This is a genomic window from Neorhizobium sp. T7_12 (assembly GCF_002968535.1).
Classification (GTDB): domain Bacteria; phylum Pseudomonadota; class Alphaproteobacteria; order Rhizobiales; family Rhizobiaceae; genus Neorhizobium; species Neorhizobium tomejilense.
In genome coordinates, this window is sequence record NZ_PVBK01000015.1 from 104,864 (window position 1) to 126,355 (window position 21,492).

22 protein-coding genes are annotated in these 21,492 nt (G+C 61.6%); 11 read left to right on the plus strand and 11 right to left on the minus strand.

The window, feature by feature from the left end:
* Positions 1-28: 28 nt before the first annotated feature.
* On the minus strand, positions 29-1,108 hold the full coding sequence (gene hrcA, locus C5J26_RS24925; RefSeq protein WP_105404216.1) for a heat-inducible transcriptional repressor HrcA: 1,080 nt from the start codon (positions 1,106-1,108) through the stop codon (positions 29-31).
* A 177-nt stretch (positions 1,109-1,285) separates the two neighbouring features.
* Between hrcA and rph the strand changes: the two genes are divergently transcribed.
* Genes rph through hemW form a run of 4 tightly spaced genes read left to right on the plus strand, consistent with a single transcriptional unit; the run spans position 1,286 to position 4,285 of the window.
* Positions 1,286-2,002 carry a ribonuclease PH gene (rph, locus tag C5J26_RS24930; protein ID WP_046667399.1) on the plus strand — a complete coding sequence of 239 codons (717 nt, stop codon included), beginning with the start codon at positions 1,286-1,288 and terminating at the stop codon, positions 2,000-2,002.
* 22 nt (positions 2,003-2,024) lie between these two features.
* Entirely contained in the window at positions 2,025-2,432 is a 408-nt protein-coding gene (locus C5J26_RS24935; RefSeq protein WP_105404217.1) for a VOC family protein, read from the plus strand.
* A gap of 8 nt (positions 2,433-2,440) precedes the next feature.
* Positions 2,441-3,085 (plus strand): RdgB/HAM1 family non-canonical purine NTP pyrophosphatase, encoded by a 645-nt coding sequence (gene rdgB / locus C5J26_RS24940; RefSeq protein ID WP_105404218.1) that lies wholly within the window; start codon positions 2,441-2,443, stop codon positions 3,083-3,085.
* Positions 3,086-3,091: 6 nt separating this feature from the next.
* Positions 3,092-4,285 carry a radical SAM family heme chaperone HemW gene (gene hemW, locus C5J26_RS24945; protein WP_105404219.1) on the plus strand — a complete coding sequence of 398 codons (1,194 nt, stop codon included), beginning with the start codon at positions 3,092-3,094 and terminating at the stop codon, positions 4,283-4,285.
* Between the two features lie 10 nt (positions 4,286-4,295).
* Here the strand turns inward: hemW and C5J26_RS24950 are convergent, their stop codons facing one another.
* From C5J26_RS24950 to mutM, 6 genes are all read right to left on the minus strand, one after another.
* The gene (locus C5J26_RS24950) at positions 4,296-4,889 is read right to left on the minus strand and encodes a bifunctional 2-polyprenyl-6-hydroxyphenol methylase/3-demethylubiquinol 3-O-methyltransferase UbiG (RefSeq protein ID WP_105404220.1); all 594 of its coding nucleotides are present in this window, start codon (positions 4,887-4,889) and stop codon (positions 4,296-4,298) included.
* A 9-nt stretch (positions 4,890-4,898) separates the two neighbouring features.
* Positions 4,899-5,516: a LysE family translocator gene (locus tag C5J26_RS24955; protein WP_105404221.1), complete on the minus strand. Its 618-nt coding sequence runs from the start codon at positions 5,514-5,516 to the stop codon at positions 4,899-4,901.
* Positions 5,517-5,521: 5 nt separating this feature from the next.
* Positions 5,522-7,087, minus strand: coding sequence for a chromosomal replication initiator protein DnaA (gene dnaA, locus C5J26_RS24960; protein WP_105404222.1), 1,566 nt, complete (start codon positions 7,085-7,087; stop codon positions 5,522-5,524).
* Positions 7,088-7,943: 856 nt separating this feature from the next.
* Positions 7,944-8,210 (minus strand): 30S ribosomal protein S20, encoded by a 267-nt coding sequence (gene rpsT, locus C5J26_RS24965; RefSeq protein ID WP_038594489.1) that lies wholly within the window; start codon positions 8,208-8,210, stop codon positions 7,944-7,946.
* 190 nt (positions 8,211-8,400) lie between these two features.
* The gene (locus C5J26_RS24970; protein WP_105404223.1) at positions 8,401-9,174 is read right to left on the minus strand and encodes an enoyl-CoA hydratase; all 774 of its coding nucleotides are present in this window, start codon (positions 9,172-9,174) and stop codon (positions 8,401-8,403) included.
* A gap of 55 nt (positions 9,175-9,229) precedes the next feature.
* Positions 9,230-10,108: a bifunctional DNA-formamidopyrimidine glycosylase/DNA-(apurinic or apyrimidinic site) lyase gene (mutM, locus tag C5J26_RS24975; RefSeq protein WP_105404224.1), complete on the minus strand. Its 879-nt coding sequence runs from the start codon at positions 10,106-10,108 to the stop codon at positions 9,230-9,232.
* Between the two features lie 151 nt (positions 10,109-10,259).
* Between mutM and ubiE the strand changes: the two genes are divergently transcribed.
* From ubiE to C5J26_RS24995, 4 genes are all read left to right on the plus strand, one after another.
* The gene (gene ubiE, locus C5J26_RS24980; protein WP_046630388.1) at positions 10,260-11,036 is read left to right on the plus strand and encodes a bifunctional demethylmenaquinone methyltransferase/2-methoxy-6-polyprenyl-1,4-benzoquinol methylase UbiE; all 777 of its coding nucleotides are present in this window, start codon (positions 10,260-10,262) and stop codon (positions 11,034-11,036) included.
* 4 nt (positions 11,037-11,040) lie between these two features.
* Positions 11,041-12,603, plus strand: a complete 1,563-nt coding sequence (ubiB, locus tag C5J26_RS24985) for a 2-polyprenylphenol 6-hydroxylase (RefSeq protein ID WP_105404225.1) — start codon at positions 11,041-11,043, stop codon at positions 12,601-12,603.
* 150 nt (positions 12,604-12,753) lie between these two features.
* Positions 12,754-14,115, plus strand: coding sequence for a hypothetical protein (locus C5J26_RS24990; RefSeq protein ID WP_105404226.1), 1,362 nt, complete (start codon positions 12,754-12,756; stop codon positions 14,113-14,115).
* Positions 14,102-14,878, plus strand: coding sequence for a hypothetical protein (locus C5J26_RS24995; RefSeq protein WP_105404227.1), 777 nt, complete (start codon positions 14,102-14,104; stop codon positions 14,876-14,878). Before C5J26_RS24990 ends, C5J26_RS24995 begins: the two co-directional genes overlap by 14 nt.
* Positions 14,879-14,906: 28 nt before the next feature.
* On the opposite strand, the gene C5J26_RS25000 is transcribed toward C5J26_RS24995, so the two are convergent.
* Positions 14,907-15,467: a glyoxalase superfamily protein gene (locus C5J26_RS25000; RefSeq protein ID WP_105404228.1), complete on the minus strand. Its 561-nt coding sequence runs from the start codon at positions 15,465-15,467 to the stop codon at positions 14,907-14,909.
* Positions 15,468-15,690: 223 nt separating this feature from the next.
* Entirely contained in the window at positions 15,691-16,050 is a 360-nt protein-coding gene (locus tag C5J26_RS25005) for a hypothetical protein (protein WP_105404229.1), read from the minus strand.
* A gap of 127 nt (positions 16,051-16,177) precedes the next feature.
* On the opposite strand from C5J26_RS25005, the gene coaBC reads away from it, so the two are divergent.
* Positions 16,178-17,383, plus strand: coding sequence for a bifunctional phosphopantothenoylcysteine decarboxylase/phosphopantothenate--cysteine ligase CoaBC (gene coaBC / locus C5J26_RS25010; protein WP_105404230.1), 1,206 nt, complete (start codon positions 16,178-16,180; stop codon positions 17,381-17,383).
* Positions 17,384-17,386: 3 nt separating this feature from the next.
* On the opposite strand, the gene C5J26_RS25015 is transcribed toward coaBC, so the two are convergent.
* Positions 17,387-18,181: a class II glutamine amidotransferase gene (locus C5J26_RS25015; RefSeq protein ID WP_046630369.1), complete on the minus strand. Its 795-nt coding sequence runs from the start codon at positions 18,179-18,181 to the stop codon at positions 17,387-17,389.
* A gap of 195 nt (positions 18,182-18,376) precedes the next feature.
* Between C5J26_RS25015 and otsB the strand changes: the two genes are divergently transcribed.
* Both otsB and otsA read left to right on the plus strand, forming a co-directional pair.
* The gene (otsB, locus tag C5J26_RS25020) at positions 18,377-19,192 is read left to right on the plus strand and encodes a trehalose-phosphatase (RefSeq protein WP_105404231.1); all 816 of its coding nucleotides are present in this window, start codon (positions 18,377-18,379) and stop codon (positions 19,190-19,192) included.
* Between the two features lie 17 nt (positions 19,193-19,209).
* Positions 19,210-20,586, plus strand: a complete 1,377-nt coding sequence (otsA, locus tag C5J26_RS25025; RefSeq protein ID WP_105404232.1) for an alpha,alpha-trehalose-phosphate synthase (UDP-forming) — start codon at positions 19,210-19,212, stop codon at positions 20,584-20,586.
* A 99-nt stretch (positions 20,587-20,685) separates the two neighbouring features.
* On the opposite strand, the gene C5J26_RS25030 is transcribed toward otsA, so the two are convergent.
* Positions 20,686-21,393, minus strand: a complete 708-nt coding sequence (locus C5J26_RS25030) for a glutathione S-transferase family protein (protein ID WP_105404233.1) — start codon at positions 21,391-21,393, stop codon at positions 20,686-20,688.
* Between the last annotated feature and the right edge of the window lie 99 nt (positions 21,394-21,492).

Here is a 21,492-nt window from a genome sequence, read left to right on the forward strand (position 1 = left end):
GGAAAGTTGGGGCGGCTCGGTCGCGAATTCAGCGCGACAGCCTGGCAAGCAGCTGTGCGGTGTAATCCACCATCGGCACGATGCGCGAATAGTTGAGCCGCGTCGGCCCGATGACCCCGACGGCACCGACGATCCGGTCTTCGCCGTCACGATAGGGCGCCACGATGAGCGAGGAGCCCGACAGGGAGAACAATTTGTTTTCCGAGCCGATGAAGATTCGCACGCCCGGTCCCTTCTCGGCGAGATCGAGGATCTCGATCAGGCTGTCCTTCTTTTCGAGATCGTCGAAAAGCAACCGCAGGCGATCGAGGTCGGCCACATCCGCTAGGCCTTCGAGCAGATTGGCCCGACCGCGGACGATGAGCTGGGTCGGCTTGCCTTCCTCGCTGTCGCCGGACCAGACCGCAAGACCGCGCTCGACCAGTTCCTGCGACAGCGCATGGAGCTCGCCCTGCACCTGATCCTTGAGTGTCTTCAGCTGGCCGCGCAGTTCCGGCAGTGTCTGGCCGCTGAGGTGGGCGTTGAGGAAATTGGCCGCCTCGGTGAGCTGCGACGACGTCACGCCGACCGGAAGTTCGATGACACGGTTTTCCACCTGGTTATGATCGCCGACGAGCACCGCGAGCGCCTTGGTCGGCTCAAGGCGGATGAACTCGACGTGCTTCAGGACCGGGTCGCTCTTGGTGGTAATGACGATCCCGGCGCCGCGCGAGACGCCTGACAACATGCGGCTCGCCTCCGCCATCAGGCTTTCCATCGGCTGATCGCGATCCGCAGGCCGGATCTGCCGGTCGATATTGGCGCGCTCCTCGGCGGAGAGGTCTCCGACCTGCATGAAAGCATCGACGAAAAAGCGAAGCCCGGACTGGGTCGGCAGGCGGCCGGCACTGATATGCGGGGAGTAGATGAGCCCGAGTTCCTCGAGATCGCTCATCACATTGCGCACCGACGCGGGCGACAGCGATATGGGCAGCAGGCGGGAAAGATTCCGGGAGCCGAGCGGTTCGCCGGTCTCCAGATAGCTTTCCACGATGCGGCGGAAAATTTCGCGCGAACGGTCATCGAGCACAGAGCCGCTGTCCCTACCCGTCGATGCCGAAAATCCCATCTAAAACTTCACCGTTCCGTTGTTCTTTCGACAAAATATAGTCATTCGCCGCGCCTTCTCCAAAGGGAAAATCGCCACGGGCATAATCAATCGCCCGCAGAGCGTCTTAGGCCTTTTTCTTTGCAAAAGCTTGGCCGGGGCCGTAGAAGGCGGAAACAGAAATCCAGGGAGTGAAGCATGCGGCCTTCAGGCAGACAGTTGAACCAGATGCGCAAGGTCTCGTTCGAGCGCAATTTCTCCAAACATGCCGAAGGTTCCTGCCTCGTCAAGTTCGGCGACACGCATGTGCTGTGCACTGCGAGTCTCGAAGAAAAGACGCCACCGTGGCTGCGCAACAGCGGCAAGGGCTGGGTCACCGCCGAATACGGCATGCTGCCGCGCGCCACAGGCGACCGCATGAAGCGCGAAGCCGCTGCCGGAAAGCAGGGCGGCCGCACCCAGGAAATCCAGCGCCTGATCGGCCGCTCCTTGCGCGCCGTCATAGATCTTGAAGCACTCGGCGAAAAGCAGATCACCATTGACTGCGACGTCATCCAGGCGGATGGCGGCACGCGTACGGCGTCGATCACCGGTGGCTGGATTGCGCTCTACGACTGCCTGAAGTGGATGGAAGCCCGCTCGATGACCAAGGTCGAGAAGGTATTGAAGGATCACGTCGCGGCGATCTCCTGCGGCATCTTTGCCGGCCAGCCGGTTATCGACCTCGATTATATCGAGGATTCGGCTGCGGAAACGGATGCGAATTTCGTGATGACCGGCACCGGCGGCATTGTCGAGGTGCAGGGCACGGCCGAGGGCAAGCCTTTCAGCCAGGAGGAATTCCTGAAGCTTTTGGCACTGGCCCAGGACGGCACGCAGGAACTGGTGGCGATGCAGAAGCAGGCGATTGCCTGACACTCGCTGAAAGAGGTGCTGTTTGATCGAAGGCATTCTCGAAACTGCACTTTATGCTGACGATCTCGATGCCGCCGAGACCTTCTACGGCGGCATTCTCGGGCTTGAAAAGGTTCTGCGTGCCGGCAATAGGCATGTGTTCTTCCGTTGCGGGCCGGGCATCCTGCTGATCTTCAATCCCGCCGAGACGGTGAAGCCACCACCGGCCGATGCATTACCGGTTCCGCCCCATGGTGCGACGGGACCCGGGCATATCTGCTTTCGCATGACGAGCGAGGCGATTGACTTGCTCAAGGAAAAGCTCAACAAGGCAGGCATTGCCATCGAAAGCGATTTCCGCTGGCCGAACGGTGCCCGCTCAATCTATTTTCGCGATCCGGCCGGCAACAGCCTGGAATGCGCAGAGCCGAGGCTCTGGAATATCGAATAGGAATTGTAATGCGCAAGCTCGATACGAAAACGATCGTCGTCGCCAGCCATAATGCCGGAAAAATCCGCGAGATTGCAGAGCTGATCGGTCCCTTCGGCTTTTCCGCGAAATCCGCCGCCGAGCTGAAATTCGAAGAGCCTGACGAAACGGGCACGACATTCGAGGAGAATGCCGCGATCAAGGCGCTCGCCTCCGCCAAAGCCTCCGGGCTGCCGGCGCTGTCGGATGATTCCGGCATCGTCATCGACGCGCTCGACGGCGCACCGGGCGTCTATACCGCCAACTGGGCGGAGCGTGAGGATGGCAGCCGCGACTTTCAGATGGCGATGGAAAAGGTCGAGAAGGCACTGGGGGAGCGCGGTGCGACCAAGCCGGAGCAGCGTAGCTGCCGCTTTGTGAGCGTGCTGTGTCTCGCCTGGCCGGATGGACACACGGAAATGTTCCGTGGCGAGGTGGAAGGCACCGTGGCGTGGCCGCCGCGCGGCACCCAGGGTTTTGGTTATGACCCGGTCTTCCAACCGCAGGGCTATGATATTACCTTCGGTGAAATGAGCAGTGATCAGAAACATGGCTGGAAACCCGGCGAGCCGGAAGCGCTTTCGCACCGCGCGCGGGCCTTCAAGCGTTTCGTCGAAACCTGCCTGGAGGCTTGAGGCGCTTTGAATTCAGTCGCCCCTCTCCTTCCCGATACCCTTCTGCCCGATACCGGCGAACCGGGCTTCGGCGTCTATGTGCATTGGCCGTTCTGCGCGGCCAAGTGTCCCTATTGCGACTTCAACAGCCATGTGCGCCACCAGCCCGTGGACCAGCCGCGCTTCACCGCCGCCTTTTTGAAGGAAATGGAAGTGATGCGGCGGATGAGCGGCCCGAAAACCGTCACCAGCATTTTCCTCGGCGGAGGCACGCCGTCGCTGATGGATCCCGCCACGGTTTCGGCGATCCTCGACGGCATTGCCAGGCATTGGCATGTTCCTGACGGTATCGAGATCACCATGGAGGCCAATCCCTCCAGCGTCGAGGCAACCCGCTTCCGCGGCTATCGCGCTGCCGGGGTCAACCGCGTCTCGCTCGGCGTGCAGGCACTCAACGATCCGGACCTCAAGTTCCTCGGTCGGCTGCATGACGTTGCCGATGCCCTGAAGGCGATCAGGCTGGCGCGGGAAATCTTTCCGCGCATGTCCTTCGACCTCATCTATGCACGACCGAAACAGACGGTCGAGGCTTGGGAAGCGGAACTGAAGGAAGCAATATCCTACGCGGTCGACCATCTGTCGCTCTACCAGCTCACCATCGAGGAAGGCACGCCCTTCTATGGCCTGCACAAGGCCGGCAAGCTGATCGTGCCGGATGACGACCAGTCCGCAGCGCTCTACGAGGCGACGCAGGAAATTACCGAGCGGTTCGGCATGCCGGCCTACGAGGTTTCCAACCACGCCCGCCCCGGTGCTGAAAGCCGCCACAACCTTACTTATTGGCGCTATGGCGAGTATGCCGGCATCGGACCCGGCGCCCACGGGCGCCTGATGCGCGGCAGAAACAAGATCGCAACCTCCACCGAACGGCGCCCGGAAACCTGGCTGGAACAGGTGGAGCGTGTCGGGCACGGCATGCTGGACGAAGAAATCCTCGGCTTCGAGGAACAGGCCGACGAATTGCTGCTGATGGGCCTGCGCCTGCGGGAAGGCGTCGATCTCGCCCGCTGGCAGCAGCTTTCCGGCCGGGACCCGGACCCGATCCGCGAGGAGCGGCTGCTGGAACACGGCTTCATCGAACGCCTCGGCAATTCGCGGCTGCGCTGCACGCCGTCCGGCATGCTGATCCTCGACGCGGTGGTTGCCGATCTGGCTTGCTGAAATCCGGCCTTCAGGCTTTTAGCGCCAGAACATGCAGCCAGTCGGTCGGCTTTTTGTCGTAACCGCTGCCGTGCACCTCATCGATATCGACAGAAGCCCAGGCGGAAGCCCCGTAGGCCGCGCTTAGCCAGACCTTGGACGGATAGTTATAATAACGTCCGAGGCCATCATAACCTTCGGCTTCGCCAGCCTTGAAGCTCGCGTAGAAGACGCCGCCCGGGTGCAAGGCCTCGTGGATGCGGCCGAGAATACCCCCGAGCTCCGCCCGCGGCGCATGCAGGAGGCATGCATTGGCCCATATGCCGTCAAACGCCGAGACCGCTTCGATCTCCCCGAAACGGAGCACACCAACCGGCCGGCCCAGATGTCTGGCGGCCTCCTCCGCCATTTCCGGCGTGCCATCCGTGGGCGTGACGTCGAAACCCCGCGCGATCATGACCGCGCTGTCCCGCCCGCTGCCGCAACCGAGTTCGAGGATGGCAGCACCAGGCGCGAGTTTTGACAGGAAGCTATCGAGGCGGCGCGTGTTCGGTGCGGAACTCGCGGCGTAGGTCACCGCGTTTTGGCTATAGAAGCTGGCCGTCGGATCCTTTTCGATGGCCATTAATGATCCTCAGCGCTGCGACATCAGCAGCTTGGTGCCAAAGCCGACAAAAACCATGCCGACGCCGAGATCGATCCTCTTCTTCGCCTTCAGATAGGCTGCGGCCACGGTTCGGTGGGTGATCAGCGCGACCAGGAAGGTATAATAGACCGTCGAGACGGCGACCATGACGGCAATCGCCGCCAGGCCATACAGGAAGGGCGTGCCGGCCGGCATGGTCGCGGCGAAAAGACTGGCGACGAAGAGCGCCGATTTCGGATTGGCAAGATTGGTTGCCAGCCCCATCCGGTAGGCGGTCTTGAGAGGCACCTCGATGCGAGCCGCCACGATATCGGCCGACTGGCGCGACTTTCGCGCATCCAGGAATATCTTCAATCCAAGCCAGACGAGGTAAAGCCCGCCGACGATCTTGAGCGCCACATAGGCAAAGGGAGCCGCCTGAAATAGGGCATTGATCCCCAGCCAGCCGGCAAAACCCCAGCAGAGCGTGCCGGTAATGGTCCCCATCGCCGCCAGGATCGGCACACGGCGCGGCGCGGTCAGCGCGTAGCGCATGACCAGAAGCGTATTGGGCCCTGGCGTAATACACGCCACGGCCCAGATCGTTGCGACAGAAAGCAGAAACATATATTTTAAGCGTTGTTCTCGTTGATCAGCCGTTTCAGCAGTTCTACCTCGTGGCTGAGCTTCGTGTCACCCGAAATCAATTCCTCGATCTTGCGGACGGCGTGCAGGACGGTCGTGTGATCCCTGCCGCCGAAACGGCGACCGATCTCCGGGAACGAACGCGGTGTCAGCGTCTTCGACAAATACATGGCGATCTGGCGCGGCTTGACGATCACGCGGGTGCGGCGGTTCGAGACCAGTTCTTGACGCGACACATTATAATGGCGGGCGACGATGCGCTGGATGTCCTCGATGCGGACGCGCTTGGCTTCGCCTGCGCCCACCAAATGGGCGAGCAGCTCATCGACACGCTCGATCGACAGGGAGGGCTCGAAGGAGCGACGGAACAGAAGCTGGTTGAACGCGCCTTCAAGCTCGCGACCGCTGGCGGTCACATTGCGAGCAACGTGGCTCAGGATTTCCGCCGGGATATCGAGCGACGGATCGTCCTGGCGGGCAGTCGCCAGGCGGCCCTTGATCATCTCGAGACGCATCTCGTAGTCCGGCGCCTCGACTTCGATCGCCACACCGCCCTGCAGACGCGAGCGGACGCGCGGATCGAGCGATTCCAGCTCCCAGGGCGCCCGGTCGGCGGCAACCACCACCTGCTTGGCGCTGTCGAGCAGCATGTTCAGGAGATGGCAGAACTCGTTCTGGATCATCTTGCCCTGCAGGAACTGCATGTCATCGATGATCAGCAGATCGATATTGCGCAGCGAGTCCTTCAGCGTCAGCGCGTCGTTGTCGCGGATCGCGGTCGCAAAGCGCCACATGAAATATTCCGCCGTCAGATAGACAACCCGCGGCATGCGCTCGCTGCCAACGGCCGCATTGGCAATCGCCTGCAGAAGGTGCGTCTTGCCGAGACCGACGCCCGAATGAATGAAGAGCGGATTGAAACGGACCGCACTGGCGCCGGCTTCAGCGATGGTCTTGGCTGCAGCAAGCGCTACCCGGTTCGACGGGCCTTCCACGAAAGTGTCGAAGGTAAAGCGGCTGTCGAGCGGTGAGCCGAACAACGGTCCGGGAGCCTGGGTAGAACGCGTCGGCGCAGCAGACGGCGACGGGAAAGTGGCGATCTTGCCAATCTCGCGGGGGCCCTGAGAACGCGGAAACGAAGCAACAACAGCAGGTTCCGGAGCCAGACTGCGCTCTTCACCTGCCACGGGCGCCTTGATGCTGCGACTTGCGCTGCGCACCAGGATTTCCACCTTCAGGATCTCGGCGTCTTCCGCCTGGAATATGGTGGTGATCAGATCGAGGTAACGATTGTTGATCCAGGACTTCAGAAAAGTGGTGGGTACCGTGAGCCGGACAACGCTCTTTGAGACGGAATGCAGCTTCAAACGCCCGAACCAGCTTGCATAAACATCCTGACCGACCTGTGCCTTCAGACGCGCACTAAACCGCTCAAAAAGAGCATTATGCTTCATTTCTGTCGTTTCCCCTGCCGCCTGGGAGCAACTTGAATCAAATGCCTGCCGCGCGTGGTCCCCATTACCTGCACGGGCTGATATAGTATTCATATGCATAATTCGCCGCCTTCCAAATCTCGTAGCCTGGCGGTTCTCGTTACCGCCGCCAGAACAAACTTCGTTTCAAGGCATAGCAAACCATTCCCAATCATTGAGAACCGTCGCCGCCCGTCCCCTTTGTTTCAAAACCTTCTCTCGTCCTCGCAGCCGATCGAAAGTCACGCCCAGCCCGCCTCGTGAACGGTCTGCGCTTGCGGGAGCCACCCCACATATACGAACGCCCTCATCCTCATCGTGAGCCGTCCGAACCTCTTCCACCTCCTTCACCCGGACACTGGGACCGGATCGCGTTGACAAAAACCGACCGTTTCCGGAAATGCCAATTTCCGGACCGCAACCGATGGTTATCAGGAAAACGGGAGAATTTATCCCGTTGCAAAGGGTAAAAGTCCGCCTGCCGTCCAACATGTGACGGTACTCGGCAGCCCTCTGAAGTAATCCCCGCGCCCCTTGCTGAAGGCATTTAGGCAGGATCAAATGCCAAGATCAATGATGAATTTTACGCAAAATTAAGAGGCGGGCGTTGACTCCGCGAGCGTGATTTGAATGTCACAGAGGCATTCATGGAGAATCGCTGTTGAATCAATGGGATTCAAAAATGACATACATTCTGAACGATCGTTCACAGAAAAAATAAAAATCTGCTTGACTCCATCTGGGGGCTTTTAGCCATCGCCAAAGTCACCCACAGACTCATAGACCTCCAGTAACCCACTGATTAAAATAACTATTTTCTGTCACGCCGATGACACGAAATTGTTAATGAGCCGGATAAATATAAGGAGGCCTGAGAGAATCACAAAAAGCCCGGTCAAGAGGACCAGGCTTCATTATGATACAGTTTGTGAAATGATCAGGCCGAAAGGGCCTTCACACGTGCAGCAAGACGGGACACCTTGCGGGATGCCGTGTTGCTGTGAAGCACGCCCTTGGTAGCTGCGCGCTGGATTTCCGGCTGGGCAGCCTTGAGGGCTTCTGCAGCAACGGTCATGTCGCCGGAAGCGATGGCTTCCTCGACCTTGCGGATGAAGCCGCGAACGCGCGAGCGGCGGGACTTGTTGACTGCGGTACGGCGAGCGATCTTGCGGGTCGCTTTTTTCGCCGAAGTTGTATTGGCCATTTCATGCCTCTCTACGAATTCGAACCAAACTCCGCCGTTGCCGCGCCGGTCCTTGCGACCATCAATCCAGCAATTCGGGAGCAATAGAGGAAGCCATGATCAGGCTTTCCCAACTGTGGGCGGGCATATAACCGGAATACCTGCCCCAGTCAACGCGCATTTGGCGGATGACCATCCGCTTTTGAGCGATTTACCGGTTGGAGAACTGCGGCTTGCGCTTTTCCACGAAGGCGGCCATGCCTTCCTTCTGGTCGGCGGTCGCAAACAGCGAATGGAAAAGCCGCCGTTCGAAGCGCAGCCCTTCGGCAAGCGTCGTCTCGAAGGAACGGCTGACAGCCTCCTTGGCCATCAGCACCGCGGCGCGCGGGAAAGAGGCGATCTTCGCCGCTGCCTCGACCGCCTCGTCGATCAATCGCTCCGGCGAAACGATCCGCGACACCAGCCCTGCCCGCTCCGCTTCCGCGACATCCATCATCCGGCCGGTCATCACCATGTCCATCGCCTTCGCCTTGCCGACCGCGCGGGTCAGCCGCTGCGAACCGCCCATGCCGGGAATGACGCCAAGCGTGATCTCCGGCTGGCCGAACTTGGCGGTTTCCGAGGCGATGATGAAATCACACATCATGGCGAGCTCACAGCCGCCGCCGAGCGCGAAACCGGAGACGGCGGCGATCATCGGCTTGCGGGTCGCGGCGATCGCCTCCCAGCCGGAGATGAAGTCGTTGACATAGGCATCGACGAAATCGATGTCCTGCATTTCCTTGATATCGGCGCCGGCGGCAAAGGCCTTTTCCGAGCCGGTGAGCACGATCGCACCGATCGCCTCGTCCTTGCCGAAGGCGGAAAGCGCTTCGGTCAATTCGGCCATCACGGTCGAATTGAGCGCATTCAGCGCCTTCGGACGATTGAAGGTGATGAGCGCGACGGCGCCCCGGGTTTCGGTCAGCAGGGTTTCGTAGCTCATCGAATGTCTCCTCTTAGCTCTTCTGCTTCTGACAGCCGTTATTTCTGGCAGCGGGTTATTTCTGGCAGGCCGGGCAATAGAATGTGGAGCGGCCCGCCTGGGTGATGCGCGCGACGGTACCGCTGCAGCCCAGCGTGCGGCAAGCGCCGCCTTCCCGGTCGTAGACGGAGAAGGAGTGCTGGAAATAACCAAGCGAGCCATCCGTCTGGATATGATCTCTGAGCGACGAACCTCCGGCGGCGATCGCATCGGCAATAACGTCGCGGATCGACTGGTTGAGGAGGACCAGTTCCTTGTTCGGCCTGCCTGTCTTGGTCATGACGCTGCCGGCTGCGCGTTTCGGCGAAAGATGCGAGCGCCACAGCGCCTCGCAGACATAGATATTGCCGAGACCCGCTATCACCGTCTGGTCGAGGAGCGCGCCCTTGAGCGGCTGGTTCTTGCCCGCCAACCTCGCCGCCAGATAGTCCGCATCGAGCGCATTGCCGGTCGGCTCCGGCCCGAGCTCGGCAAAGGCCGGATAGAGATCGAGCTCGCTGCGCTTCCACAGCTGCATGAAGCCGAAGCGGCGCGGGTCGTTATAGATGACGCGCAGCAGGTCTTGCTTCTGCCTCAGATGGAAGACGACATGATCGTGTTTCTGATCCTTCGAACGCGGATGGTGGAACTCGCCGAGCGCTTCGTTCTCGATCCGAAACGATCCCGACATGCCGAGATGGCTGATTACGGTCAGATCGTCCTCCAGGTCGATCAGCAGGTATTTGGCACGCCTGCCGAGCGAGACGATACGACGTTCGTTGACGGCATCGGCGAAATTCTCCGGGAGTGGAAAGCGCAGGTCCGGGCGATTGAGTTCCAGCCTGGCGATCACCGCACCTTCCATTGCCGGGGCGAGACCGCGCCGGACGGTTTCCACCTCTGGCAATTCGGGCATGATCGACTAACTTCCTGTTTCAACGACATCGCGCCTGGTCTATAGACCGGACCGGATGTCGCACCCATGTAAAGACACGCGCCACAGATAGCGTGGGATGAGCGATTTCGCTATGGTCGCCGGCCAGAAGAGAGACGTTAGGAGTTCACCGATGACTGAAGCCCGTACTAGCGCCGACGGCGGGATGGAAACGTCCTATGGCTTCCGCAAGGTCGCGGATGGCGAGAAACAGGGCCTCGTCAACGACGTCTTCCACAAGGTCGCCAAACGCTACGACGTGATGAACGACGTGATGTCGGCCGGCATGCACCGTGTCTGGAAGGATGCGCTGATCGCCTCGCTCAATCCGAGAAAGGACGTCGGCTACAAAACCTTGGACGTGGCCGGTGGTACGGGCGATATCGCTTTCCGCATCGTCGAGGCTTCCGACCGTAAGGCGCATGTGACCGTGCTCGACATCAACGGCTCGATGCTGGGCGTCGGGGCCGAGCGCGCCGAGAAGAAACGTCTTTCCGAGAACCTCGCCTTCGTCGAGGCCAATGCCGAGTCGCTGCCTTTCGAGGCCAATTCCTTCGACGCCTATACGATCGCCTTCGGCATCCGCAACGTGCCGCATATCGACGTGGCGCTGAAGGAGGCCTATCGCGTGCTGAAGCGCGGCGGACGGCTGCTGGTGCTGGAATTTTCCGAAGTCGAGATGCCGCTTCTCGAACGCTTCTACGAGGAATGGTCGTTCAAGGCGATCCCGCGCTTCGGCAGGATGATCACCGGGGAGGCCGAGCCCTATCAATATCTGGTGGAATCGATCCGAAAATTCCCGAACCAGGAGAATTTCGCGGCGATGATCCGCAATGCGGGTTTTTCGCGCGTGACCTACACCAATTATACCGGCGGCATCGCGGCGCTGCATTCCGGCTGGAAGCTCTGAACGCATGAGCACGATCGGCGCTTATTTCCGGCTTGCCCGCGTCGGCTGGGTTCTTGTGCGTGAGGGTGTGGTATCGGCGCTGCCGACCCAGGACATGCCGCCTTCCGTCGGCCTCATCAAGGCACTGGTCGAGCCCTTGGCGCGGTTTCGCTCCAAGACGCAGGCGCGCAGCGAGCGGCTGACCCGGGCCGTCGACCGGCTAGGACCTTCCTATGTGAAGATCGGCCAGTTCCTGGCGACCCGTCCGGATGTGGTCGGCGTCGACTGGGCCGTCGATCTCGCCATGCTACAGGACCGGATGGCCTTCTTCCCGACCGCGATTGCGAAAGCGGCGGTCGAGGCATCGCTCGGCCGAGCGATCGGCGATCTCTATTCTTCCTTCGGCGAGCCGATCGCGGCCGCCTCGATCGCCCAGGTCCATCCCGGCGTCGTCAATGACAGGAAAGTGGCCATCAAGGTGGTGCGCCCCGGCGTGCGCCAGCGCTTCGCCCACGACATCGAAAGCATGTATCTCCTGGCGCGCATGCAGGAACGCTTCATGCGCTCCAGCCGCCGCTTAAGGCCCGTCGAAGTGACGCGGACGCTCGAACAGACCACCAAGGTGGAAATGGACCTGCGCCTGGAGGCCGCGGCGCTTTCGGAGATTGCCGAGAATACCAAGGAGGATCCCGGGTTCCGGGTGCCGCTGGTCGACTGGGAACGCACCGGTCGCGACGTGATCACCATGGAGTGGATCGACGGCGTCAAGATGTCGGATGTTGCGAGCCTACGCGCCGCCGGCCACAATCTCGAAAAGCTCGCCGAGGTGCTGATCCAGTCCTTCCTGCGCCACACGCTGCGGGACGGTTTTTTCCATGCGGACATGCATCCCGGCAATCTGTTCGTCGACACTGCCGGCACGATCGTCGCGGTCGACATGGGCATTGTCGGGCGATTAGGCAAAAAGGAGCGCCGTTTCCTCGCCGAAATTCTCTACGGCTTCATCACTCGGGATTACCTGCGCGTAGCAGAAGTGCATTTCGAGGCGGGCTATGTACCGGCGCATCACGACGTGGCGAGCTTCGCCCAGGCGATCCGCGCGATCGGCGAACCGATCCACGGCCAGCCGGCCGAAACGATCTCCATGGCGCGGCTCCTGGCGCTGCTCTTCGAGGTCACCGACCTTTTCGAGATGCAGACCCGCACCGAACTGATCCTGCTGCAGAAGACCATGGTCGTGGTCGAAGGCGTGTCGCGCATGCTCGATCCGCGCTTCAACATGTGGAAGGCCTCAGAACCGGTCGTCGGCCAATGGATCCGCGACAATCTCGGACCGAAACGCATTGTCTCGGACCTGCGCGATGGCGTCAAAGCCGCCGTCAAGCTTGCCGAAGCCCTGCCGGAAATCGCCGCCAAGACGGAGAAATTGCACCAGGAACTCGTCTATATGAGCGAGCACGGCCTGCGCTTCGATCCTGAGACGACAGAGGCCATCGGCAGGTCGGAGGCGCGGCACAATCGCTCAGGGCGCGTCGCGCTGTGGATCATCGCACTGTCGCTGCTGTATCTCGCCTTCACGCTCAGCTGAGGTTTGTCCGGTCGCCTGATGATGCCAAAACCCTGCTCCACAAGGGCTTTCGCCATATTGCAACTCCAAAGCGGCCTTTATTCCGCCGAGTTCTTCATTCTCTGTTAAGGAATACATTCCTTTTGGGACTTGGCCTTCCGGAGACGTTTCATGGCGCTAGGCGCAACTCAACGCTTGCATGACGGCGTCGCGGCCGTCGAGACGATGACCCGCTTCGCGCTTGCCGTGCTGGCGCTGGCATCCGGCGTCTACACCTATCTCGGTGCGCGCAGCATTCTCGACGGGTCGCCGACGGCCGTGTTTTTTGCGGCGGTCATCTACTCAGCCTCGGTCTCGGTCGGCATCTATGCCTTCTGGTCCTATATGGCCCGGTTCTATCCGCATGTGACGACCCGGGCCGGGCGGACGGCCATGCTCGGCGTCATGGCGGTCGGTGCTGCGATGATCCTTGCCATGTCGAGCTGGCTGAACGCGGCGGCGCTTGCCGGTTCCGCTGCCGTGGAGCAGCATCTTTCCGAAACGGTCGAGGACTATACCGCCGATCTCGACCGCGCCCACCAGAATGCGCTCGCGGCGCAAAGCCTGTTGCCGGATATCCAGCGCGCGTCCGAGCGTTTCGCACAGCTCGCGGGCGTCGAGCGGCAATCCGGCTCGCTCACCGGCACGACGGGATCGGGGAGCGTCGTGCAGCTTCTCAGCCAGATGTCGGCGCAGATGAAGTCGCTTACGGCCAACATCAACGCCTCGCGTGAGCAGGTGGACGGCCTCTTCGCCCAAGGCCAGAAACGGCTCGAGTCGATGCGTTCGCTGGTTTCCTCGCCGGGCACGATCGAGCCGCGTGCCGACCAGTTCTCCACGGAAGCCGTGGCGCTGACCGGCGTCATCACCTCGCTCGCCCAGACCTCGATCGCCCCGTCGATCCGCCGCGCGGCAGACGACCTGTCGCTCGGCTTCATTGCGCCGGTTCCGGATGGCGGCGCTGCCGATCTCGTCAACCGACAGAACCAGGTGATGGATACCGTCCGCACCTCGGTCACGGCGCAGTCCAAGGCGCTCGCCAAGGCCGCCGACGAGATCCTCGCCCGGCCACCGGTGCAGGAGCGTCGTTTCGTGCCGCTCTCCTCCGCCGAAGCCGTGCTGCACTATGCGCAGGACTTCATTCCCGCCTGGGCCGGCGCCATTTCCATCGACCTTCTGCCCGGCGTGATGGTGTTCATTCTCGCCACCGTGCATGGTGCGATCCGCCGCCAGGAAGAAAACCTGCCCTTCGCCGAACGGATCACCGCGGCCGAGCTTCTCAGGGCGCTGGAAGTTCAACGTGCCGTCACGGCGAGCGGGGAGAACATCGAGCAGGCGGTCGCCAAGGCGGAAGTCGACGACAGGACATCGGCGCCAAGGCCGCAGCCGGCACCCGAACTAACGCCGGAACCAGCGTCTGAAGGCGAACCGAACAACATCACCGCCATCGACCTCAAGTCGCGCAGCCGGGACCGGTCGCATGAGGATCGGTGAGGCGATCAGCAAGCTCGATGAGGGCGTCCTGATGCGCGGCGCCTTCTATATTCTTCTCTCGGCTGCCGCGGTTTTCCTCGTCGTCGATATTCGCGACATGACGATGATGAACGCCGCCTTGCCCGGCTTCGATCCGATGCACGAAGATCAGCCCGTACTGCCGCCGGCCCTGACCGAAGGCGTGCCCGCCGCACCGCCGGTGCAGCCTGCCAGCCCCAAGGAAGTGCTGAGAAAGCCGATCACCTTCGAGCTCACCACGGGCGGCGTGCTGCTCGCCGAAGGGACGATCGACCCAGGCGCCGCCGCCCGCTTCTCAAAGGAGATCGAAACGCGCGGGGAATATGTGAAGACGGTGACGCTCAACTCCCCCGGCGGCTCGGTTGACGATGCCCTCGCCATGTCGAAGCTGATCCGCGACAGGAAGCTCGACACGAAGGTCGCGTCGAAAGCGCTCTGCGCCTCTTCCTGCCCGATCGTATTTGCCGGCGGCGTCGGGCGTTTGGCGGAGAAGGATGCGGTGATCGGCGTGCACCAGGTGTTCAACGGAGCCAAGGACAGGCCGTCGGCGGAACAGGCGATGGCCGCCGCGCAGGCGACCACCGCACGGGTCGCCCGCCATCTCGACCAGATGGGCATCGGCGCGGGCCTCTGGATCCATGCGCTCGAAACACCGCCCGACCGGCTCTATTATTTGACGCCGAAGGAAATGACGGATTTCAAGCTGACGACCGAGCCGCTCGCGACCGCCAGGAAGAAGATCTAGCGTATCATTGGGCCTTGCCGGGTCTAGGTCAGCCCTGCGGCTTGATCTCCCGCTCGCAGAAGGTGATGCGGTTGCTGAACGGGTCGGTGACCGTCACTTCCAAACCCCAATCCGCCTGTTCGAGCCCTGGCTTCATATAGGGGTAGTTCTTGCCGATCAGCTCCTGCTGGAAGGCGCGGGCGCCCGTCATCGGCACGAAGACCCTGGCTGCCGGCGAGGCATCGCCTGCATGTTCGGAGAGGTGCATCAGCATGCCGCTTCGTGAGATCTGGCAATAGAGCGGGAAGTTTTCGCCGAAGCGATGCTCCCAGTCCACGGTGAAGCCTAAGAAATCGCGGTAGAATTCCATCGCTTTGTCGACGGAGAAGATCCGGAAGATCGGGATCGCCGGCTGGATCGATACCGCATCCGGCTTCCTTTGCTGCGGTTCTGCCGCGTCGATCTTTGCAGCAAGGATATTCCAGTTGTCGTAGCCGAACTGCGCCGCAACCAGTTCCAGGACCTGGCTATGCGTCAGCTCAACCTTACGTTCGGCAAGCGCCTCGCGCAGGCTTTTCGCCATCAGTTTTGCATCGCGGAAATCGCGCATCTCATCATCCCTTCAACAGACGAACAAAGACCCGTCAGGTCCCATCAATCAGCGCCCGCATTGCTGATCCGTTCGTCATCGCTGGCCGGATTGGCAAAGGATGAGAGGCGGTGGATGCGTTCACCTTGGCGCGAATTGCGCCGCGGGCGGCTGGCCGCATCCGGCCGCAAACAGGAGTAATGCAGTCCAGAAATTCGCGCAAGATGTTCGGATTGCTTTCGCGTCAGTGCGTGACCGGTTCCGGGAAAATCCGACCCTCCTTCGCCTTGGCGCTTGCCTTGAAGAGCGGGCGCGTCGGACTGGTGACGACATCGATGGCTGCGGCAGTCGCGCTCTCGATCGCCTCACCGGCCACGCTTGCGGCAAGGGCCTGCCTGCGGCCGCTTGCCTTGCCGGGCTTACGGATGTCGGCCCGCTCGTCGGTCAGGGCGGTGGCGGCAGCATTGGCACCGGCGACGAGCGCTCTCGCCAAGATCTGCCGGCCGGTGCGGCTCGCCAGCATGTTGCGCAGCAATGACGACCTGCGCACGGATTTCGGCACCTTGAACCCTGCTATCTTCTTCGGAATAAAAAACTTTTTCATGACGGCTCTCCTTTGCAGCCGAACTCCTGTCGGCTGCAACTGTTCCGTGGCGCCGTCAGTGGGGAAGGCAATTGCAACTCGGCGGCCAAAGGCTTAGCTTCCCGCCATTCTGGCATCGGGTAATGGCATGGAACTCTCCGGCAAGCGCATTCTTCTGATCATCTCCGGCGGCATCGCGGCCTATAAGAGCCTCGATCTCATCCGCCGGCTTCGCGAGCGGGGCGCATCGGTTCGTCCGATCATGACCAGGGCGGCCCAGGAATTCATCACGCCGCTCGCGGTCGGCGCGCTATCCGCCAGCCATGTCTATATCGACCTGTTTTCCCGCGAGGACGAGCAGGATGTCGGCCATATCAGGCTCGCCCGCGACAACGACCTCGTGATCGTAGCACCCGCCAGCGCCGACCTGATGGCGAAGATGGCGCATGGGCTGGCGGACGATCTGGCGAGCGCCGTGCTGCTTGCCACTGACCGGCCGGTCCTGATCGCGCCCGCCATGAACCCGAAAATGTGGGCAGCGCCCGCGACCAGGCGCAATGCCGAGACGCTGAAAACCGACGGCATCCATTTCATAGGCCCGATGGCCGGCGAGATGGCCGAGAGCAACGAGAACGGCACCGGCCGCATGGCCGAACCGCTTGAAATCGTCGCCGCAGCCGTCAAACTGCTGGACGGCGCACCGAAGCCGCTTGCCGGCAAAAAGGTGATCGTCACATCAGGCCCGACGCATGAGCCGATCGACCCGGTACGTTATATCGCCAACCGCTCGTCCGGTCGCCAGGGCCATGCGATTGCCGCAGCGCTCGCAAAGCTCGGCGCGGATGTGACGCTCATCTCCGGACCGGTGACCATACCCGATCCGGCCGGCGCCAAGACCGTGCATGTGGAACGCGCCGAGGAAATGCTGGAGGCGGTGATCTCCCGCCTGCCGGCCGATATCGCCGTCATGGTGGCGGCGGTCGCCGACTGGCGCGTCGCATCGTCGGCCGGCCAGAAGATCAAGAAGCAGCCCGGCGAGGCCCCGCCTCCCCTGTTGCTGACCGAAAACCCGGATATCCTGAAGACCGTGGGGCATCACGAAAAGCGGCCCAAGATCGTGGTCGGCTTTGCTGCAGAGACCCAGGACGTCGAAAAGAACGGCCGCTCGAAATTGGAACGCAAGGGCGCCGACCTGATCGTCGCCAACGACGTGTCGCCGGAAACCGGCATCATGGGTGGCACCCGCAACCGGGTGAAGATCATCAGCGCCAAAGGCGTCGACGAATGGCCCGATCTCGACAAGGACGAGGTGGCAGAGCGTCTTGCGGCACTGATCGCCTCGAAACTCGGATAGATTTCAAGCCGCTTCGGACAGCGCCTTCGGCCGGAAGAGCGCGACCTGCATGCCATCGGCATCAACGACGACGGCGCTGCCGTCCGGGATTTCCACCCAGGTATCGACCTCGTCGTTCAGCGGCTCGGACACCAGGCAATAACCCGTTTCGCCGCCCATCGGCGCCGCGTAGAGCGTTGGCGGCTTGTGGTCGGTGGCGTAACGCACCGCGTAGAGTTCCCGGCCGTTGGAATAGGCGGCGGTGAAGCGCACCAATGCCTCGCCCGATTTTTCGATCGACAGGTCCTCGACCGTGGCGATCGCTTTTTCCATGGCCTGGAACGGATCGGTATCCAGGCCGAACTGCAAGGCGAGCAGGAAGAGAAGTTCGGAATCCGTCGTGCCGTTGCGGGCATCGAACAGCGCGTCCGAGAGCATGCCTTCCATATGCCGGCGGATGCGCTCGAAGCCGGAAATCTGGCCGTTATGCATGAAAGACCAGTGGCCCTGGACGAACGGATGGCAGTTGTCGCGCCGCGTCGCGCCATGGGTTGCCGCCCGCACATGAGCTAGGAAGAGCGGCGAACGGATCTGCCGCGCCAGGCTCTTCAGATTGCAGTCGGACCAGGCGGGCAGGATGTCGCGGTAACGGCCGGGTTCCGGCCGGTCTCCATACCAGGCAATGCCGAAACCATCACCATTCGTCGCGGTCTTGGCGCGGGTGGCGCAATGAGACTGCTCGATCAGGGAATGGGCCGGCGAGGAGACGAGTTCTTCGAGATAAAGAGGTTCGCCGCGATAGGCTGCCCAACGACACATGGGGTCTTTCTGCTCCGACATTGCCGACCGTGCGCGGCCCGAAAATCCAGGAACTTCAGGGTCTCTACAAAGGCTTAATGAAACATGAATTCGAGGGTTACATGCCGGTTTCTTGCTAAAGAATGTATCACTTTTTGCGACAAGCCGTGATCTTTCGAGGTTGCCGCCGGAATTTGGCGGCCTAGATAGAGGCTCATGTCGCGTAAAGAACAGTCGAGCCCAACTACAGCAGAAGCGCCCCTTCCGGGGGATCCCGTTCTCGCCAGGCTCATGCTCGAACCCGAGGGATGGGCGCTGTTTCTCGATATCGACGGCACGCTGATCGAGCTTGCCGAGACCCCGGACGCGATCGTCGTACCGGCGGAGCTGCCCGACAACCTGCATCATCTTTCCATGAGGCTTGGCGGCGCGCTGGCGCTGGTCACAGGCCGAGCTCTTCCCTATGCCGACCAACTTTTCACGCCGTATAAGTTCCCGATCGCCGGCCTGCATGGCTCCGAGCGCCGCGATCCCTCCGGGGCGATCAGCCGCGTCGAGATCAGCGCCGCGTTCGAGGATCTGAAGGCGGCTCTTGTCCGCGAAGCCCGCCAATGGCCGGGCGTTCTGGTGGAGGACAAGGGTGCGGCCGTCGCCGCGCATTATCGCCAGGCGCCGGAGCAACGCGAAGCGGTCGAGGCAGCCATGCCCCGCTACCTCGATATGGCGGGCCCGGACTTCACGCTCCAGCACGGCAAGATGGTAATGGAAATCCGGCCGGCCCAGGCGAGCAAGGGCCACGCCTTGCAGGCCTTTCTCGATCAACCGCCCTTCAAGGGCCGCAAGCCGATCGCGATCGGCGACGACGTGACCGACGAGGCGATGTTCCGCACCGCCAACGAACTCGGCGGCCATTCCATCCGTATCACCGAGACGCCAGGTGACACGCAAGCCAAATCCACCCTCCCCTCGACCTCTGCCTTGCGCGCGGCAATCAAAGCGCTTGCGAGTGGCGTCAAGCCCGACGCCGCGTGAGCTGAAAGGACAATACCTTGAGCCGACTTGTCGTCGTTTCGAACCGTGTCTCCCTGCCGCAGAAAAGTGGCGATGCTCCAGCCGGCGGGCTGGCTGTCGCGCTGCAGGCCGCTCTGGAAGAGCACGGCGGCATCTGGATGGGATGGTCCGGCAAATCCAGCGGCGCGAAGGAACCGGCCCCGCTCGACATGCAGCAGCATGGCAACATCACCTATGCGCTCACCGATCTCACCAAGACGGACGTCGAAGAATACTACCATGGGTTTGCCAACCGCGTGCTCTGGCCGATCTGTCATTACCGGATGGATCTTGCGGAGTATGGGCGCAAGGAGATGGCCGGTTACTTCCGCGTCAATCGCTTCTTCGCCCATAAGCTGGCGCCGCTCATCCAGGAAGACGACGTCATCTGGATACACGACTACCACCTGATCCCGCTGGCCGCGGAACTGCGCCAGATGGGCCTCAAGAACAAAATCGGCTTCTTTCTGCACATTCCCTGGCCACCGGCTGACGTGCTGTTCACCATGCCCGTTCACGAGGAGATCATGAAAGGGCTGTCGTATTACGATCTGGTCGGGTTCCAGACGGATCACGATCTTGCGAATTTCGCGGGCGGGCTCGTACGCGAGGGCATCGGCGAGGCGCTTGAGGGCGGAAAGCTCACCTCATACGGACGCACCTTCAAGGGCGGTTTCTATTCGATCAGCATCGAAACCGCCGCCTTTGCGGAATATGCAAAGAAAGCGGCGAGCAACATCATCGTTCGCAAGGCCAAGCAGAGTATCGAAGGGCGCGACCTGATCATCGGCGTCGACCGGCTGGATTACTCGAAGGGCATCACCCAGCGGATCGATGCCTTCGAGCACTTCGTCAAATCCAACCCCGCCCATCACAACCGCGTCACCTACCTGCAGATCACCCCGAAATCCCGCTCCGAAGTGCCGGAATACGAGCAGATGCAGCGCATGGTGGCCGAGCAGGCAGGCCGCGTGAACGGTGCGATCGGCACGGTCGACTGGGTACCGATCCGCTATATCAACCGCTCGATCGGCAGGCCCGTTCTGGCAGGCCTTTATCGGCTTGCCAAAATCGGGCTGGTGACGCCGCTACGCGACGGCATGAACCTGGTCGCCAAGGAATATGTCGCGGCACAGGATCCGGAAAATCCAGGCGTTCTGGTGCTGTCGCGTTTTGCGGGTGCTGCACGGGAACTGCGTGGGGCGCTGCTGGTCAATCCCTATGACATCGAAGGCACGGCAAATGCGATCGCGCGCGGCATCAACATGCCGATCGAGGAGCGCAAGGAGCGCTGGGGCCGCATGATGGAGCATCTCCTCGAACACGACGTCACCCGCTGGTGCGACGACTTCCTCAAGGATCTTACTGCGGCGTAAGCTCCTCAAAACTCTGAGGATCATCCCGGTGTCACGTCCGGCAAGTGCCTTGGTCATGGCGTCACCAAGGACGCCATGACTGCGGATGAATATCGGCGATCACGCCGCCTGCTTCAGAGATCCGAGCGCTTCGTCGAGGCTCACATGGCCGAGGAACTGGCCGCCCGTCTGCGCCTCTTCCTGATGTTCGATCGCCCAGGCAAACCGCACCGCCGGGTCCTGCTGCAGACGCTCGTAGAGCGCATTGAGCGCCGGAAACTGCCTCCGGTCGACGACCTGGTGGAAATCGTTCCAGCGGGCGATGCCGGCGAAATAGGCATCCGCAAAGCTCTTCTCGTCGCCGAGCAGCCATTCGCGGCCACCAAGGAGCGTTTCGAGCTGCGCATGGGCCTTCTCGACCTTGGCGATACCATAGGTGCGAAGCGCCTGCTTGGCCTGCGGGTCGAGTTCGTGCTCCACCGCGTGCCAGAGCGGGCTGAAGGCGTTGAAAAAGGCGGTATTGAGGAAAGCCAGCATCTGGTTCAGCCGGTCGAATTTTTCCGACTTCGGATCGAAACCCCAGCCCTTGCCCACCGTGCGCGCGGCGATGTGGTTGAGGATCGCCATGCTTTCGCTCATCACCCGGCCATCCGGCAGCATCAGCGACGGTGTTTCGCCGATCGGATTGACCGGCTTGTAGGCCTCGCTTGAAACCACGGCCGGCATTTCGACGCGGCACAGCCGATAAGGCGCGCCGGTCCATTCGAGCGCGACGATCGAGCCGAAGGAACATCCCTCCGGAACGCCGTAAAACAGGATCGGTGTCATTTCATACTCCCTGGATTGAAACTTTGAGACACCAGCAATATGATTTCGTGGACGCCGGCGCGGTAGACGTCAATTTTCCACCTTTAAGTCTACAAGCAT

Bases quoted from the DNA above. Each gene is read 5' to 3' on its own strand.
- rph (WP_046667399.1), top strand. From the start codon at position 1,286: ATGCGGCCTTCAGGCAGACAGTTGAACCAGATGCGCAAGGTCTCGTTC.
- C5J26_RS24995 (WP_105404227.1), top strand. From the start codon at position 14,102: ATGAGGATCGGTGAGGCGATCAGCAAGCTCGATGAGGGCGTCCTGATG.
- otsB (WP_105404231.1), top strand. From the start codon at position 18,377: ATGTCGCGTAAAGAACAGTCGAGCCCAACTACAGCAGAAGCGCCCCTT.
- ubiB (WP_105404225.1), top strand. From the start codon at position 11,041: ATGAGCACGATCGGCGCTTATTTCCGGCTTGCCCGCGTCGGCTGGGTT.
- C5J26_RS25000 (WP_105404228.1), bottom strand. From the start codon at position 15,467: ATGCGCGATTTCCGCGATGCAAAACTGATGGCGAAAAGCCTGCGCGAG.
- mutM (WP_105404224.1), bottom strand. From the start codon at position 10,108: ATGCCCGAATTGCCAGAGGTGGAAACCGTCCGGCGCGGTCTCGCCCCG.
- C5J26_RS25005 (WP_105404229.1), bottom strand. From the start codon at position 16,050: ATGAAAAAGTTTTTTATTCCGAAGAAGATAGCAGGGTTCAAGGTGCCG.
- coaBC (WP_105404230.1), top strand. From the start codon at position 16,178: ATGGAACTCTCCGGCAAGCGCATTCTTCTGATCATCTCCGGCGGCATC.
- rdgB (WP_105404218.1), top strand. From the start codon at position 2,441: ATGCGCAAGCTCGATACGAAAACGATCGTCGTCGCCAGCCATAATGCC.
- C5J26_RS24990 (WP_105404226.1), top strand. From the start codon at position 12,754: ATGGCGCTAGGCGCAACTCAACGCTTGCATGACGGCGTCGCGGCCGTC.
- ubiE (WP_046630388.1), top strand. From the start codon at position 10,260: ATGACTGAAGCCCGTACTAGCGCCGACGGCGGGATGGAAACGTCCTAT.
- C5J26_RS24950 (WP_105404220.1), bottom strand. From the start codon at position 4,889: ATGGCCATCGAAAAGGATCCGACGGCCAGCTTCTATAGCCAAAACGCG.
- rpsT (WP_038594489.1), bottom strand. From the start codon at position 8,210: ATGGCCAATACAACTTCGGCGAAAAAAGCGACCCGCAAGATCGCTCGC.
- dnaA (WP_105404222.1), bottom strand. From the start codon at position 7,087: ATGCATATGAATACTATATCAGCCCGTGCAGGTAATGGGGACCACGCG.
- C5J26_RS25015 (WP_046630369.1), bottom strand. From the start codon at position 18,181: ATGTGTCGTTGGGCAGCCTATCGCGGCGAACCTCTTTATCTCGAAGAA.
- C5J26_RS24955 (WP_105404221.1), bottom strand. From the start codon at position 5,516: ATGTTTCTGCTTTCTGTCGCAACGATCTGGGCCGTGGCGTGTATTACG.
- C5J26_RS24970 (WP_105404223.1), bottom strand. From the start codon at position 9,174: ATGAGCTACGAAACCCTGCTGACCGAAACCCGGGGCGCCGTCGCGCTC.
- C5J26_RS25030 (WP_105404233.1), bottom strand. From the start codon at position 21,393: ATGACACCGATCCTGTTTTACGGCGTTCCGGAGGGATGTTCCTTCGGC.
- hrcA (WP_105404216.1), bottom strand. From the start codon at position 1,108: ATGGGATTTTCGGCATCGACGGGTAGGGACAGCGGCTCTGTGCTCGAT.